Source organism: Streptomyces sp. RP5T, from assembly GCF_003933965.1.
In the GTDB taxonomy this organism is placed as follows: Bacteria; Actinomycetota; Actinomycetes; order Streptomycetales; family Streptomycetaceae; genus Streptomyces.
The window spans coordinates 1-14,536 of the sequence record NZ_RSAJ01000034.1 but is presented as its reverse complement, the minus strand read 5'-3'; the positions used below and the strand labels follow the sequence as shown (position 1 = coordinate 14,536).

Genomic DNA, 14,536 nt, shown 5'->3' with positions numbered 1-14,536 from the left:
TGGGTCATCGATGCGTGAGATCGAGCCGGATGTCAACGACCCCCTCCACCGCCCGTACCGCCCGGGCCACCACGGGCACGAGCGTCCGGTCCGGCAGGGCCCCGCCCAGCGTGACCACACCCTCGGACACACTCACCGTCAGGGGGCTGGTGACCGGGAGCTGCCCGAGGACGCCGTGCCGGATCTCCTCGGCGATCTCCTCGTCGTCACGCAGGAAGACCTTCAGCAGATCACTGCGGCTGACCACCCCCTGCAGCAGGCCGACCCCGTCCACGACGGGCAGCCGCTTGACGTGCCGGCGGGCCATGATCCGGGCGGCCTCGGCGAGCGAGGCGTCCGCGTGCACGGTCACGGCCGGGGCGCTCATCAGCTCGCTCGCGGTCACCCCGGCGGCCTTGCGCCGTGCTTCCGGATCGCCCTCCTCGGAGTCCCGGAACTCCTCCTTGGCCATCAGATCGGCCTCGGAGACCACGCCCACGACGCGGCCCTCGCCCACCAGGACCGGCAGGGCGCTCACCTTCCACTGGTCGAGCAGTTCGACGATCTCCTTGAAGGGCGCCTCACTGCCCACGGCGACGACGGTGTGCGTCATCACATCGCTCACGGTGTACGGAGATTCAGGCATCGCAGCCTCCCGAGGCTTGCCCTGAGGTACGGACGACGGTCAGGTCGAGGAAATGGGTGGAGCACGAGATGCACGGGTCGTGATTGCGGATCGCCCGCTCGCACAAGGCCGTCAACTCGGCTTCGTCCGGGTCGCGTTCGCGGATCGCACGCTGGGTCAGGCGACGCAGGTCGTCCTCGATCGCACCCTGGTTCTGTGCCGTCGGAGGCACCAGGAGCGCACTGGTCACGAGACCGTCCGAGTCCAGCTCGTAGCGGTGGTAGAGGAGTCCGCGGGGCGCTTCGGTGGCGCCGTGCCCGACGCCCGCGACGGGCGGCACGTCCGTGTACGGCCGCGGGGGCGGCTCGTACGCGTCGATGATCCGCTGCGCCTCCGTGACGGCGTACACGCTCTCCACCGCCCGTACCAGGATCGACCGGAACGGATTGCGGCACACGGCCCCCTCGCGCGGATCGCCGAGCCCGGCCTCCCCGGCCGCCTGCAACGCCACCGGCGTGAGCCGGGCACCGCTGACCGCGAACCGGGCGAGCGAACCGGTCAGGTGCGTCCGGCCGTCGAGCCGCGCATGCAGGGCCGTGGAGTGCGGCACGTGGGTCTCGGTCACGTGCTCGGTGAAGTCGCGCACGGGGAAGGAAGCCCTGGTCCCGTCGCCGCGCAGCACGGTCGGCGTGCCGCCCTCGATGGCGTACGTGTGCGGAGCGGCCAGCGCCAGCAGATCGGCCTCGACCCGGGCGTCCGGGAACTCGAAACCGGCAACCCAGCGCACGGTCTCCCAGGCGTCGTCGAGCGCCTGCTTCAACTGCTCGCGCAGGGGCCGCAGTTCCTCGCGCGTCGGCACCCGGTGGAAGCCGCCCAGCCGGACGTTGACGGGGTGCACGGCCCGTCCGCCGAGGAGCTCCATCAGCGCGTTGCCGGCCTTCTTCAGCCTCAGCCCCCGCTCCACCTCGGCCCGGTGAGTGCGGGCCAGCTCGACGGCGCCGGTCCGCCCCAGGAAGTCCGGTGCGTGCAGCAGGTAGATGTGCAGGACCTGGCTCTCGATCCACTCGCCGCAGTACAGCAGCCGGCGCAGATCCCGGATCGCGGGGTCGACGCTCACCCCGCACGCGTCCTCGATCGCCGCGCACGCGCTCATCTGGTACGCCACCGGGCAGATCCCGCACACCCGGGCGGTGATGTCCGGCGGCTCCGTGTACGCACGGCCGCGCAGGAACGCCTCGAAGAACCGCGGCGGCTCGTAGATCTCCAACTGCGCGCCGGTGACCGTGCCGTCGTGCACCTCCAGGCGCAGCGCGCCCTCGCCCTCGACCCGGGACAGGGAGCCGACGTGCAGGACACGGGATCCGCGGTGTGTCACGAGTTCAACTCCTTGTCGAAAGCAGCGGCGTTGAAGGTGTGCAGAAAGCGCATGACGGCTTCGTCGTCCATGCCGTCGCGACGCAGCACGGGGATCAGGGCGGGCAGGTTGACGGACCCGGACGGGCCGAAGCAGCCGAAGCAGCCGCGCCCGTAGGCCGGGCACAGTGCCCCGCACCCGGCGTGCGTGACCGGCCCCAGGCAGGGCGTGCCGTGGGCGACGGTGACGCAGACCGTGCCGCGCCGCTTGCACTCGAAACACACGCTGTGGTTCGGCACGTCCGGCCTGCGCCCGGCCAGGAACGCGGTGATCACCTCGATCAGCTGCCTCTTGTCGATCGGACAGCCGCGCAGCTCGAAGTCGACGTCCACGTGGTCCGAGACCGCAGTGGAGGTGGCCAGCGTGGAGATGTACTCGGGGTGGGCGTAGACGGTGCGCCGGAACTCCTCGACGTCCGCGAAGTTCCGCAGCGCCTGGATGCCGCCGGCGGTCGCACATGCCCCGATGGTCACCAGGTGGCGCGAGGCGGCCCGGATCGCGCGGATCCGCTCGGCGTCCTCGGCCGTGGTGACCGAACCCTCGACCAGGGACAGGTCGTAGGGGCCCGGCTCGACCGCACTGGACGCCTCCAGGAAGTGCGCGATCCTCACCTGGCCGGTCAGCGCCAGGAGTTCGTCCTCGCAGTCCAGCAGGGTGAGCTGGCAGCCGTCGCAGGAGGCCAGCTTGAACACCGCGAGCGTCGGCGGCGTCCTGGTGGTCGTCATGTCACAACTCCCTCACCGACAGCACGCCTTCGGCCCGGTTCCAGTCCACGACCGGACCCGCCCGGCACAACAGCAGCGGACCGAGCTGGCAGTGGCCGCAGTGCCCGGTCGCGCAGCGCATGTTCCGCTCCAGCGAGACCCTGATGTGCTCGCCGGGCACACCGCGGTGCGCCAGGTCGCGGGCGGTGGCCCGGATCATCGGCTCGGGTCCGCAGACGTAGGCCGTCGTGTCCTGCGGATCGAAGAGCGCCCGCCCCAGCAGCTGGGTGACCACGCCCACGTCTCCGCGCCAGTCGGCGTCGGGCTGGTCGACCGTCACCCCCGTGCAGGCCGTGGCCCAGCTCTCCACTTCCCTGCGGGCGATCAGATCGCCCGGAGTCCGCGCCCCGACCAGGACGTTGACGCGGCGGTACGCCTCCGGTTCGGCCAGCGCTGCCAGGATCAGCGGCCGCAGCGGGGCCAGACCGATACCGCCGGCCACCACGAGCACGTCCCGGCCGCGCGCCCGCGCCGGCTCCCAGGCGGTGCCGTACGGGCCGCGCAGGCCGACGACATCGCCGACCCGTGCCGCGCACAGGCCCTCGGAGACCGCTCCCACCGACCGGATCGTGTGCGCGAGCCCACCGGTCGCCTGCACGGAACTCACCGAGACGGGAATCTCGCCGCGCCCGAAGCAGTGCACCATCGCGAACTGCCCCGGCGCGAAGTCCGGCAGCGCCTCGCCGACCGGTTCGAGACGCAGCGTGACCGTGTCCGCGGTCTCCGGCCTGCGGGCGACCACACGATGGGGGACCGGTACGGCGGTCATCGTGCTTCCTTCGTCTCGTAGGTGCCGTAGAGGTCGACCAGCCGGGTGCGGGCCGCGTTCAGCCGGTGGGCCAGCACCCGGCCGACCCAGTGCTCCAGGGAGCGGCCGAACTCGGCGTCGTCCTGGCACATCAGACGCACGGCGACGGCGTCGAACTCGTAGGCCCGCACCGGCGTCAGGGTCCTGGCGCCCAGCTGCCAGACGTACGGTTCGAACAGCCACGACCAGCCGACCAGGTCACCGACGCCCAGCGTCTCGATCACGGGCGGTCGATGGCCGGGCACATGCATGTCCAGGGCGACCGTGCCGTCGCGCACGATCCAGAAGCGGTCGGCCCGCTCGCCCTCGTCGAAGATCCGGACATCCTGACGCCAGTCGATCTCGCGGGCGGTACGCAGGAGCCGGTCCCGGTGCTCGGACCGCAGCGCGTGCGACATGCGCAGGGTGATCGAGGGCGTCATCGCTCCGTCTCCGTCTCCGGCTCGCGCTCCCGCTCGGCGTGCAGCGCCGCGACTTCCTCCGTGATGTCGATGCCGACCGGACACCAGACGATGCAGCGCCCGCAGCCGACGCATCCCGTCGTGTCGAACTGGTCGTGCCAGGTGGACAGTTTGTGGGTGAGCCACTGCCGGTAACGGCTGCGGGCGGACGAGCGGACCGGTCCGCCGTGCAGATTCGAGAAGTCCAGGTCGAAGCAGGAGTCCCAGTGCTGCCAGCGCTCGGCGTGGTCACCGGTCAGGTCGGTGACCTCCTCCGTGGTGGTGCAGAAGCAGGTCGGACAGACCATGGTGCAGTTCCCGCAGGTCAGACAGCGTTCGGCGACGTCGTTCCACCGCTCGGCGTCCAGGCTCCCGCCCATGAGGTCCCTCAGGTCGACCGGGGGCAGCGACCGGCCCATACGGTCGCGGGCGGCGTCCACGGAGGCGCGGGCGGTGGCCTCGGTGGCCACGTCGGCGGTGCGGTGCGGCACCTGCTCCAGCAGCCGGGCGCCCTCCTCGCTTCCCGCGCGCACCAGGAACCGGTGCCCGTCCTCGTCCACCACCTCGGTGAGCGCGAGGTCGTAACCCGGGTCGGCCGCGGGACCGCCGCCGGTGGAGACGCAGAAGCAGGTCGCGCCGGGCTCGGTGCACTCGGCGACGATCAGCAGCGCGCGCCGGCGCCGGCTCCCGTAGCCGGTGTCCTCGTACCGTCCGCCGGTCAGGACGCGGTCCTGGATCGCGATGGCCCTGAGGTCGCAGGGGCGGACGCCGAGAAAGGCGTACGCCGGGACGTCCGGCTCGTGCGGGGTGAAGGAGACCTCGCCCTCCGGCGTCCGGTCGGCGCTCCACAGCAGCTCACGCTGCGGGTGCAGGTACGACTTCCAGGACTGCGGGCCCGCGCTGTGCGCGAAGGCGGCACCGTCCGCACGGGGGACGAGCCGGTACCGTCCGGCTTCGAGCTCGACACCCCAGCCGTACGGGAGCGTGTCCGCGGAGGTCATCTCCGCGAGCACGATCGCGCCGTCGCGGACGGTCGGCCCGACGACGGTCCTTCCCTGTGCCACCAGAGCCGCGACCAGAGTGTTCAGGCCGTCCCGGTCGAGCACGGCCGGGGCTGCGGTGGCGGTCATGACGGTCCTCCTTGTCCGGGGCGGATCGTGCCTGTCCATCGTCATGGTCCGGCGCGGGGGCCCTCCGGCGGCAGGGGCCGACCGGCCCTCGCACCGAGCCGACCGGGTCTTCCGCGCGGGGCCCTGACATCGTCCGCGCCGGCACGGCGTGCCGCCACGGAAGCGGTTCACCCGGCCGGTCCTCGTCCGCCCCGGCCCTCGCCTTCGCACGACGTCGACCTGGGCGATCGCGAAGCCGGCGCGCACGACGACGTACGACCCGGCGTCCGCCTCCGGCATGCGGCTGAGGACGAGCTCGCGCCGTATCCGGTCGAGGTCGACGGTGGCCGCGGTCGCCGCCTGCCCGTAGCGGGTGGCGACGCGGCCGCCGACCGGACACACCGTGCGTGGCGCGCCCGTGGACACCGCCCGCGTGTCGAGGTCGGCGGCGACGTTCGCGAGCGTCGGATGGACGGCGCCGGCCCGGCCGTCGTTCCGGCAGGTCTGCCTGCCGGCAAGGGGGCGTACGGGCCCGCACGACGCGGTGGGCGAGGCCGGTGGCGGGTTCGACGCGGGCCGTCGCTTCCGGCATGACGGCCCGCGTCGCCCTCGTAACCGGCCGGTGTCGTCGCCCGGCACCCACGAGGGAAGGGCCGGTCGGCCCTGCGCGCGATGGGCCACCACACCCTGTCCCGCCGTGGTGCGGGGCGGGAGGATGGAAGAGGGCGAAGACGTCTCTTCGCCCTTGATACGGCGGGCGGCACGCGGTGGTGGCTCCCCTCGACTCGACCACGGTGTGCGGGTGTCCGCCGGGGAAGCCACGGCGGAGTCGGTGCCACCGTGGCTGCGGGCCGGGACGCCTGCGGGAGGGCACCGGTCGCGTGCCCGTGCGCCCACTGCGTACGGGCACTCCCGGTCCGGGCCGCGGACGGGGCCGGACCGGTGAGGGTGCCCTGGCCGACCGGCCCTTGCGGTGTCCCTCCCCCTGGACGATGCCGCAAGGACCGGGAGGGACTGTCGGGAGTCCCTCTGCCAGGAAGAAGCCGACGGCAGCCCTCGCGGGAGGGCGCCGCTTCTCCCATCGCGCACCAATGTCTTCCCGGACGGCCGGCTTCGGCAGAGGCCGGTCGGCCCCTCGCGCCGGACATTGGTCCCTGCCCGCGTCCGAGGCCCGTCCGTCCTGTCGATCAGGGGCCCCGGCCGCAGGGTCAGGTGCCGGACGGGCCTTCGTCCGTGAGCGCGGCGACCGTCTCGTCGAACTCCCTCAGCACCGCGAGGAGTCCGGCTCTGCCCCACAGGGCCAGACCCAGCACGGTGACGCCGACGGCCGTCATGTGCACGGCGCACGGGAGGTCCTGGCCCGACACCGCGCGCATCTCCGCATGGTCCCCGCGGGCCCACGCGCGCGTGCACCGGGCCATGGCGAGTTCGTAGTGGGGCGGGGCCGCCGCCGCCACCTCGTCGGAACCCCGGACCAGCTCGTTCGGGTCCCACCGCCTGCCGGTCAGCTCCATGATGCTGATGGTGGAGCGCAGCAGGCCGCTCAGGACGGCGTGCACCTCGATCCAGCCGTCCGTGTCCAGACCTGCCAGCGCCTTCTCGACCGCGGCGGCGTCACGGTCCGCGTAGCCCCGCACGACGTCCACCGCGTGGTCGCCGGAGATCCTGTGCGCCGCGTTGTCCATGCGCCTCACCGTACGGACCCCCCGGCGCGCGGGGATCGGTCTCCCGGCGCACCGCGCCTCGGAAGAAAGCACTAGGACCCCCGGCGGCGAGATGAAGGACCGACGGCGTCCGTAAGTGTCAGCGGCCCTCGAGAACCGTCCCCGTCTCCTCCGCCAGCGTGTCCAGCAGGCGGTCCTGGAACTCCACGTCGTGCACGGCCGGATGCGGCTCCCTGGTCTGCCGGTGGTACCAGTACCCGCCCGTGGTCAGTGCCTGCGCCTCCTCGCTCGCCGCCAGCCACTCCTGGGTCCGGTGGCCGAGCTCCAGGTCGTCCGGCGCGTTGGGTCCGCCCATCCTGGTCGGCACCCAGCCCGGATCCACGGCATTGCTCAGCACACCGGGGCGCAGCCGTGCCACCGCCGCCGCGAGCGTGGTGACGAACAGTTTGCTGTCCGCGTACGACCCCGCGCTCCCGCCCCGCCAGTCGACGCCGGCAAGGGAGGGGCGGCCACTGAAGTGCGAGCCGCTGCTCAGGTACACGAGTCGGCGCGGCCCGGGCAGCAGGGCGGTGAGCAGGTACGGCGCGATGACGTTGACCGGCATGACGGCGGGCCCGCTCCACACACCGGCGTTGTGGATCACCGCGTCCAGCGGCTCCGCGTCGCGCAGCTCGGCCGCGATCCGCCGTACGGCGTCCCGTTCCGCGAAGTCGCCCACCACGACCCGGGCCCCGCGGGCGGCCAACGCGTCGAGGGCCGAAGCGCGTTGTGGGCTCCGGGCGTGCACCACGACGTCGTGCCCCGCGGACAGGAGCGCGTCCGCCGCGGCACGCCCCAGACCGTCCGCGGAACCGGTCACCAGGATCCGGCTCACGATCCCACCGCCTCTCAGCTGATCGTCTCCCTCAAGTGAACCCCGTCGCGGCCGGTCCGTCCGGTCAGACGTGGGAGAGCGCGAAGGAGACCAGGAAGCCGCTCACGGTGATCAGGCCGATGGCCAGGTGGGCGTCCTCGAACGCCTCGGGGATCATCGTGTCGGCGATCATGGCGAGGATCGCACCGGCCGCGACGGCGGTCACCACGGCGATCAGCGCGGGGGAGAAGGCGCCGACCACCGTGTAGCCGAGGACGGCCGAGATCGTGCTCGCGGCGGCGATCGCGGCCCACACGCCGAACACGTACGCCTTGGAGCGGCCGGCCTTCTTCATCCCCGCCGAACTGGACAGCCCCTCGGGCACGTTGCTGATGAACACGGCTGCCACGGTGACCAGGCTGACCGCGCCGCCGTCTAGCAGGCTGACGCCGATCACCGCGGACTCCGGCACCCCGTCGAGCAGTGCGCCGAGCGCGAGTGCCGTCCCGGAGCCGCCCTGCTGGGCCTCCGAGGGCTGTGCCGCCGACTCCGCGTGCCCGGAGCGCTTGCGGTGCCGGGCGCCCCGGCGGGCCAGCCACACGTTGCCCGCCGTGTAGGCCAGGGCGCCGATGAGGGTGCCGACGACCGCGGGGGTGAGCCCTGCCTCGTCGTACGCCTCCCCGACCAGCTCGAAGGAGACCGCCGACAACAGCACTCCGGCGCCGAAGGCCATCACGGTCGCGATCACCTTCTGCGGCACCCGCAGCCCGTACCCCAGCGCGGCTCCGAGCAGCAGCGCCGAGCCCGCCACCAGCCCCCACAGTCCCGCCAGTACCACTTCAGCCATGGCGACGCGTCTACCCGTTCTGCAGGTGGATCAACGGATCCCGTTCGTCCGTGGGCGCCCGGACCGGCACGGGCCCCCTCTTGACCAGGCGATACGGACGTACCAGGTGATGTCGCGCAGATGCGGGGAAGAAGATGCGGCAACCGACGGGAGGTTGTTGTGGAGGGTGGAGATCTGGAACTGGGCGAGTTGCTGGCCGCCGCGGAAGCGGCCCCGCCCGGTGAGTCCGTCGACGTGGTGGCACGCGATCTGCAGAAGCGGTTCGGTGCGGAGCGGGTGTCGTTCCTCTTCGTCGACCTCATCGGTCAGCGGCTGGTACGGCTCGCCGCGGCCGGCGCCGACGTCACGGAGGTTGCCGAGCCGATAGCGCTGCGGGGCAGCGTCTACGACGGCGTGCTGCGCGACCAGCGCCAGCACGTGGAACCCGACGACCAGGGCGGACGGCGTGTCATCACGCCGGTCACCAACCGCGGCGACTGCCTGGGCGTCCTGGAGGTGACCCTGCAGAGCGTGGACGACACCGTGCTGCGCCAGGTCCGCGACGCGGCACACGCGCTGGCCTACATCATCGTCACGGACGGGCGCTTCACCGACCTCTACCACCTGGGCCGGCGCACCACCGAGACCAGCCTGGCCGCGGAGATCCAGCACCAGCTGCTTCCCTCGGCGCCCTGCTGCGAGGCGGCCCAGTTCACCCTGGCCGCCGGACTGGTGCCCGCGGACGACATCGGCGGGGACACCTACGACTACACCCTGGACCGTGACACGCTGCACGTGTCCATCACCGACGCGATGGGGCACGACACGAACTCCGCGTTGCTGGCCACGCTGCTGGTGGGCGCGTTGCGGCGGGCGCGCCGCAACGGCTGTGACGCCCTCAGACAGGCCGACCACGCCCACCGGGCCCTGCTGAGCCACAGCCGCGGCCTGGCCACCGGGCAGCTGCTGTGCGTCGACCTGGACACCGGCCTGTGCGAACTCGTCAACGCCGGCCACCCCTGGCCGCTGCGGCTGCGTGAGGGCACCGTCGAGGAGGTCAGGCTCGCGGTCAACCTGCCGTTCGGTGTGGTGGCGCCCGGCTCCTTCCGGCTCCAGCAACTGCAACTGCGGCCCGGTGACCGCCTGATCCTGCTCACCGACGGGATGCTGGAACGCGGCGCCGCGGCGGCCGACCTGACCTCGGTCATCCACGCCACCGGCGATCTGCATCCGCGAGATGCCGTCCGGGCCCTGACCGGCGCGGTTCTCGAAGCCTGTCACGGCAACCTCAGGGACGACGCCACGGTCCTGGTCCTGGACTGGCACGGCGAGCGCCGCCGGCCGGACGGGGAGCACTGACCCACGATCAGCCGGCCGACGACCGGGGCGGGTGTGAACGGGGAGATGAGGGCGACTCGGCCGGGGAGAGGTTGGGCAGACAGCCTCCCGGTGGTTCTTCGCCGACCGCGGTCGGCGAAGAACCACCGCCCGGGGTGACCCCCGAGCCCGGGAGGTCAGGACTTCAGGGCCTGCTCCAGCGTGGGACGGCAGGCGATGACGGTGTCCAGGCCGACGAGCTGGATCACCCGGATCACCGACTCCCGGGCCGCGGCCAGCCGCACCCAGCCCTGGGCCGCACTGACCCGGTGGTGGACGTGGACGAAGACGTTGATGCCGGTGGAGTCCAGAAAGGTCACGCCGCTGAGATCCACCACGACCCGGGGCGCCGGGCCGTCGTCGGTGCCGTCCTCGGGCAGCAGTGCCGCCGTCAGCTCGTCCTTGACGTCATGGTCGATGTCTCCGCGCAGGGTCACCACGCGGATGCCGTCGACGGTGGAGTGCGCGATGGACAGCCGTTCCGGCCGATCTGTTGGCGATATGTCGGTCACCATTCCTCACCCTGAGCCCAGGCTGCCGTGGGCAGCGTCCGTGGACGATTGTGCCGCACCGTACCGGTCGGTCGCACCGGTCCGGCTCTGTTCGAACGTCTTCGCGGTTGTGCATGCCCGTACGACCCCGTGGGCACTCGCGCGCAGGAGCCGAGGAAAAGGGTGATGCCGGTGAGTACGCGGTCCGAGGACGGTGACTGTACCGAGCGCGGCGCCCACCCGTGGCGCGTCGGCCTCACTCTGTCCGGGGACGAGGGATGCATTGCCCGGGCCCGTCGCCACGCGGCCGACTTCCTCACCCTGCTGCGGGACCGGCACGGCCTGGACGTCTCCCCGCACACCGTCGGGACGGCCCAGCTCGTCGTCAGCGAGCTGGTCACCAATGCCCTCAAGTACGCGCCCGGCCCCGTCCTCGTGGAACTGCGCGCCACCCGAGCCGGGGTGGAGATCGTCGTCGGGGACGGCAACCCCGCCCTGCCGTCGGCGCAGCCCGCCGACCCGGACCGCGTCGGCCGGCACGGCCTGGAGATCGTCCGGGCCGTGGCCCAGGACCTGGACGTCCGGCGCGTGGCACCCGGCAAGCACATCACCGCCCGCATCGCCCTGACCGACAGCCCGGACCGGCCGCGGGAGCGCGCGACGGCTCGTGGCGATCGATTACGTGAACCCGCTCGCCCTCTGGCGACGGAAGCACGCCCCGAGCGCGTCCAGACCGCCCCGACAGGGGAGAATGAGCCCCGTACCCAACGGTCGACCCTTGCGGAGGAGCGGGTAAATGCAGAACGCGCGAGCGGGGCAGGTCGCCGGGCCCGATGACCTCATCGACGTGGCCCGTCTGGTCACGGCGTACTACACGCTGCACCCCGACCCGGCCGAACCGGCACAGCGGGTGGCCTTCGGCACCTCGGGACACCGCGGTTCGTCCCTCGCGGCGGCCTTCAACGAGGACCACATCGCGGCCACCAGCCAGGCCATCTGCGAGTACCGCGCCGCCCAGGGCACCGACGGCCCCCTTTTCCTCGGCGCCGACACCCACGCCCTGTCCGAACCGGCGCGGGTCACCGCCCTGGAGGTGTTCGCGGCCAACGACGTCACCGTCCTCATCGACCAGGCCGACGGCTACACCCCCACCCCCGCCGTCTCGCACGCCATCCTCACCCACAACCGGCACCGGAACTCGGCGCTCGCCGACGGAGTCGTCGTCACCCCCTCGCACAACCCGCCCGCCGACGGCGGCTTCAAGTACAACCCGCCGAACGGCGGCCCCGCCGGTTCCGAGGCCACCTCCTGGATCCAGGACCGCGCCAACGAGATCATCGCCGGCGGCCTGAAGGACGTACGGCGCATCCCCTACGCCCGGGCCCTGGCCGCCCCCGGCACCTCGCGCCACGACTTCCTGGGCGCCTACGTGGCCGACCTGCCGAACGTGCTGGACCTGGAGGCGATCCGGTCCGCCGGAGTGCGCATCGGCGCCGACCCGCTGGGCGGCGCCTCGGTCGCCTACTGGGGCCGGATCGCCGAGGAGCACGGACTCGACCTCACCGTGGTCAATCCGCTCGCCGACCCCACCTGGCGCTTCATGACGCTGGACTGGGACGGCAAGATCCGCATGGACTGCTCGTCGCCGTACGCCATGGCCTCGCTCATCGAGCAGCGCGACCGGTTCGACATCGCCACCGGCAACGACGCCGACTCCGACCGGCACGGCATCGTCACGCCGGACGCCGGCCTGATGAACCCCAACCACTACCTGGCCGTGGCCATCTCCTACCTGTACGCGCACCGCGAGCAGTGGCCCGCCGGCGCCGGGATCGGCAAGACCCTCGTGTCGTCCAGCATGATCGACCGGGTCGCGGCGGACCTCGGCCGGACCCTGGTCGAGGTGCCCGTCGGCTTCAAGTGGTTCGTGGACGGCCTCTCCGACGGCACGATCGGCTTCGGCGGCGAGGAGTCGGCCGGCGCGTCCTTCCTGCGCCGCGACGGCTCGGTGTGGACCACCGACAAGGACGGCATCATCCTGGCCCTGCTCGCCTCCGAGATCACGGCGGTCACCGGCAAGAGCCCCTCGCAGCACTACACCGAGCTCACCGACCGCTTCGGCGCCCCCGCCTACGCGCGCGTCGACGCCCCGGCCTCCCGCGAGGAGAAGGCCCTGCTCGCCAAGCTGTCCCCGAGCCAGGTCACCGCCGACACACTCGCCGGAGAGCCGGTCACCGCGGTCCTCACCGAGGCCCCGGGCAACGGTGCCGCCCTCGGCGGCATCAAGGTGGCCACCGCCAACGCCTGGTTCGCGGCCCGCCCCTCGGGCACCGAGGACGTCTACAAGATCTACGGGGAGTCCTTCCTCGGCCCGGACCACCTGAGCCAGGTCCAGGAGGAGGCCAGGTCCGTGGTGCTGGCGGCGCTCAAGGCCTGACCCGGCGTCGGCACCCGGCCCGCGGCCGTGACCCGGTCAGCCCGCGGGCCTCTTCCGCGGCCGTGGCGCACACCGTCCGGCGTGACGGATCCCTCACCGCACCTCGCGCGGAAAGGGTCGCCGTGACCCGCACCGGGGACGATCGTGGGCGGCATGAACGATCGCGACGAGGCGACGCACGACGAGGCCGACGAGGTCCGCCGGTTCTGGGGCCGACTGGGGCTGCCGGGCCTGATCGACGTCCACACCCACTTCATGCCCGAGCGGGTCCTGCACAAGGTCTGGGAGTACTTCGACACCAACGGGCCGCTGATCGGCGGGCTGGGGTGGCCGATCACGTACCGGAAGGCGGAGGCGGAGAGAACGGCCCTGCTGCGGGGGTTCGGGGTCCGGGCCTTCACGGCGATGCTCTACCCGCACAAGCCCGGCATGGCCAGGTGGCTCAACGGCTGGGCGGCCGACTTCGCCCGCCGCACCCCCGACTGCCTGCACACCGCGACCCTCTTCCCCGAGCCGGACGTCGAGACGTACGTCCGCGAGGCCGTCGAAGCGGGCGCGCGGGTCTTCAAGGCACACGTCCAGGTGGGCGGGTACGACCCCGCCGACGAGCTGCTCCAGCCGGCCTGGGGGCTGCTGGCCGAGGCGGGCGTCCCGGTGGTGATCCACTGCGGCTCCGGGCCCGCGCCCGGCAAGCACACCGGGCACGAGCCGGTCGCACGGGTGCTGACCCGGCACCCGGCGCTGCGGCTGATCGTCGCCCACATGGGCATGCCCGAGTACGAGGAGTTCTTCGGCCTGGCCGAGCGCTACGACGAGGTGCGGCTGGACACGACGATGGCGTTCACCGACTTCACCGAGGACTTCATGCCCTTCCCGCGCCGCGCCCTGCCCCGGCTCGCCGCACTCGGCGACCGCGTCCTGCTCGGCTCCGACTTCCCCAGCATCCCCTACCCCTACCTGCACCAGCTCCAGGCCCTGGAACGCCTGGACCTCGGACCGGAGTGGCTGCGGGCGGTCTGCCACGACAACGCGAGAAGCCTTTTCCACCTGTGACACCGTCATCGAACCGTCATCTGACCGTCGTCGAACCTAGGAGAGCCGGCATGACGATCCAGCGGATGGACAACGTTCTCATCGTCGTCGACGACCTCGACGCCGTCGTCGCGTTCTTCGTCGAACTCGGCATGGAACCGGAGGGCCGGTCGCCGGTGGAGGGGCGGTGGGTGGAGCGGATCATCGCGCTCGACGACGTCCGGCAGGAGGTCGCGATGCTGCGCACGCCGGACGGCCACGGCCGTATCGAGCTGGCGAAGTTCCACGCGCCGGAGGCGGTCGGCGGGGTGCCGCGGGACGCGCCGACGAACACGCTGGGCATCCGGCGCATCATGTTCGCGGTCGACGACCTCGACGACACCGTCGCCCGCCTGCGCGCCCACGGCGCCGAACTCGTCGGAGAGATCGTGCAGTACGAGAACATCTACCGGCTCTGCTACGTCCGCGGCCCCGAGGGCATCGTCGTCGGACTGGCCGAGCAGCTCGGCTGACGACGCCGGAGACCCGCCACGGGGCAAGGGTTGGAGGAAGGGCCGTCGCGACCTCCCCAGGTGTGACGGCCCTTCCTCCGGGTAAGCATCGACTCTGCTACCCCGAAGATCCGCACTCATGCCCGACCTGCACGCCTCGCCCTCAGCCGACCGCGTGAAGATCCTTCCGGGAGGGGGCGACCTCGCGTTTCCGCCATGACCGCCC

General features: G+C 72.3%; 15 protein-coding genes. 5 read left to right on the top strand and 10 right to left on the bottom strand.

The genetic code is table 11. The annotated features are described in order from the left end of the window. Positions 1-4: 4 nt before the first annotated feature. The 9 genes from EHS43_RS06195 to EHS43_RS06155 form a co-directional block, all read right to left on the bottom strand. Positions 5-625, bottom strand: a complete 621-nt coding sequence (locus EHS43_RS06195; protein WP_125189522.1) for a CBS domain-containing protein — start codon at positions 623-625, stop codon at positions 5-7. Then, positions 618-1,979, bottom strand: a complete 1,362-nt coding sequence (locus EHS43_RS06190; protein ID WP_125189521.1) for a Ni/Fe hydrogenase subunit alpha — start codon at positions 1,977-1,979, stop codon at positions 618-620. The genes EHS43_RS06195 and EHS43_RS06190 overlap by 8 nt, the downstream gene beginning before the upstream one ends. Next, a complete protein-coding gene (locus EHS43_RS06185) occupies positions 1,976-2,743 on the bottom strand; it encodes an oxidoreductase (RefSeq protein ID WP_125189520.1) in 768 nt (255 codons plus the stop codon). The genes EHS43_RS06190 and EHS43_RS06185 overlap by 4 nt, the downstream gene beginning before the upstream one ends. A gap of 1 nt (position 2,744) precedes the next feature. Then, complete coding sequence (locus tag EHS43_RS06180; protein ID WP_125189519.1) at positions 2,745-3,551, bottom strand: FAD/NAD(P)-binding protein; 807 nt, start codon at positions 3,549-3,551, stop codon at positions 2,745-2,747. Further along, a complete protein-coding gene (locus tag EHS43_RS06175; protein WP_125189518.1) occupies positions 3,548-4,012 on the bottom strand; it encodes a Crp/Fnr family transcriptional regulator in 465 nt (154 codons plus the stop codon). The genes EHS43_RS06180 and EHS43_RS06175 overlap by 4 nt, the downstream gene beginning before the upstream one ends. Then, positions 4,009-5,160, bottom strand: coding sequence for a 4Fe-4S dicluster domain-containing protein (locus EHS43_RS46235; protein ID WP_185806129.1), 1,152 nt, complete (start codon positions 5,158-5,160; stop codon positions 4,009-4,011). Before EHS43_RS46235 ends, EHS43_RS06175 begins: the two co-directional genes overlap by 4 nt. Positions 5,161-6,347: 1,187 nt before the next feature. Beyond that, the gene (locus tag EHS43_RS06165; RefSeq protein WP_125189516.1) at positions 6,348-6,824 is read right to left on the bottom strand and encodes a hypothetical protein; all 477 of its coding nucleotides are present in this window, start codon (positions 6,822-6,824) and stop codon (positions 6,348-6,350) included. A gap of 118 nt (positions 6,825-6,942) precedes the next feature. Next, positions 6,943-7,677 (bottom strand): SDR family NAD(P)-dependent oxidoreductase, encoded by a 735-nt coding sequence (locus EHS43_RS06160; protein ID WP_125189515.1) that lies wholly within the window; start codon positions 7,675-7,677, stop codon positions 6,943-6,945. Between the two features lie 64 nt (positions 7,678-7,741). Next, a complete protein-coding gene (locus EHS43_RS06155; protein WP_125189514.1) occupies positions 7,742-8,503 on the bottom strand; it encodes a ZIP family metal transporter in 762 nt (253 codons plus the stop codon). 159 nt (positions 8,504-8,662) lie between these two features. Here EHS43_RS06155 and EHS43_RS06150 point away from each other — a divergent pair, with 159 nt between their 5' ends. Next, on the top strand, positions 8,663-9,841 hold the full coding sequence (locus tag EHS43_RS06150; protein ID WP_125189513.1) for a PP2C family protein-serine/threonine phosphatase: 1,179 nt from the start codon (positions 8,663-8,665) through the stop codon (positions 9,839-9,841). A 155-nt stretch (positions 9,842-9,996) separates the two neighbouring features. On the opposite strand, the gene EHS43_RS06145 is transcribed toward EHS43_RS06150, so the two are convergent. Continuing rightward, a complete protein-coding gene (locus EHS43_RS06145; RefSeq protein ID WP_125189512.1) occupies positions 9,997-10,374 on the bottom strand; it encodes an STAS domain-containing protein in 378 nt (125 codons plus the stop codon). 168 nt (positions 10,375-10,542) lie between these two features. Here EHS43_RS06145 and EHS43_RS06140 point away from each other — a divergent pair, with 168 nt between their 5' ends. The 4 genes from EHS43_RS06140 (at position 10,543) to EHS43_RS06125 (ending at position 14,331) form a co-directional block, all read left to right on the top strand. Then, positions 10,543-11,187, top strand: coding sequence for an ATP-binding protein (locus EHS43_RS06140; RefSeq protein ID WP_312023410.1), 645 nt, complete (start codon positions 10,543-10,545; stop codon positions 11,185-11,187). Then, positions 11,147-12,787 (top strand): phosphoglucomutase (alpha-D-glucose-1,6-bisphosphate-dependent), encoded by a 1,641-nt coding sequence (gene pgm, locus EHS43_RS06135; protein ID WP_125189511.1) that lies wholly within the window; start codon positions 11,147-11,149, stop codon positions 12,785-12,787. The genes EHS43_RS06140 and pgm overlap by 41 nt, the downstream gene beginning before the upstream one ends. Before the next feature lie 153 nt (positions 12,788-12,940). Then, the gene (locus EHS43_RS06130; protein ID WP_125189510.1) at positions 12,941-13,840 is read left to right on the top strand and encodes an amidohydrolase family protein; all 900 of its coding nucleotides are present in this window, start codon (positions 12,941-12,943) and stop codon (positions 13,838-13,840) included. A 50-nt stretch (positions 13,841-13,890) separates the two neighbouring features. Then, positions 13,891-14,331: a VOC family protein gene (locus tag EHS43_RS06125; RefSeq protein WP_125189509.1), complete on the top strand. Its 441-nt coding sequence runs from the start codon at positions 13,891-13,893 to the stop codon at positions 14,329-14,331. Positions 14,332-14,536: the final 205 nt, after the last annotated feature.

Coding starts and splice junctions, on each gene's coding strand:
- EHS43_RS46235 (WP_185806129.1), bottom strand. CDS start 5,160: ATGACCGCCACCGCAGCCCCGGCCGTGCTCGACCGGGACGGCCTGAAC.
- EHS43_RS06155 (WP_125189514.1), bottom strand. CDS start 8,503: ATGGCTGAAGTGGTACTGGCGGGACTGTGGGGGCTGGTGGCGGGCTCG.
- EHS43_RS06145 (WP_125189512.1), bottom strand. CDS start 10,374: ATGGTGACCGACATATCGCCAACAGATCGGCCGGAACGGCTGTCCATC.
- EHS43_RS06180 (WP_125189519.1), bottom strand. CDS start 3,551: ATGACCGCCGTACCGGTCCCCCATCGTGTGGTCGCCCGCAGGCCGGAG.
- EHS43_RS06125 (WP_125189509.1), top strand. CDS start 13,891: ATGACGATCCAGCGGATGGACAACGTTCTCATCGTCGTCGACGACCTC.
- pgm (WP_125189511.1), top strand. CDS start 11,147: ATGCAGAACGCGCGAGCGGGGCAGGTCGCCGGGCCCGATGACCTCATC.
- EHS43_RS06165 (WP_125189516.1), bottom strand. CDS start 6,824: ATGGACAACGCGGCGCACAGGATCTCCGGCGACCACGCGGTGGACGTC.
- EHS43_RS06175 (WP_125189518.1), bottom strand. CDS start 4,012: ATGACGCCCTCGATCACCCTGCGCATGTCGCACGCGCTGCGGTCCGAG.
- EHS43_RS06195 (WP_125189522.1), bottom strand. CDS start 625: ATGCCTGAATCTCCGTACACCGTGAGCGATGTGATGACGCACACCGTC.
- EHS43_RS06130 (WP_125189510.1), top strand. CDS start 12,941: ATGAACGATCGCGACGAGGCGACGCACGACGAGGCCGACGAGGTCCGC.
- EHS43_RS06185 (WP_125189520.1), bottom strand. CDS start 2,743: ATGACGACCACCAGGACGCCGCCGACGCTCGCGGTGTTCAAGCTGGCC.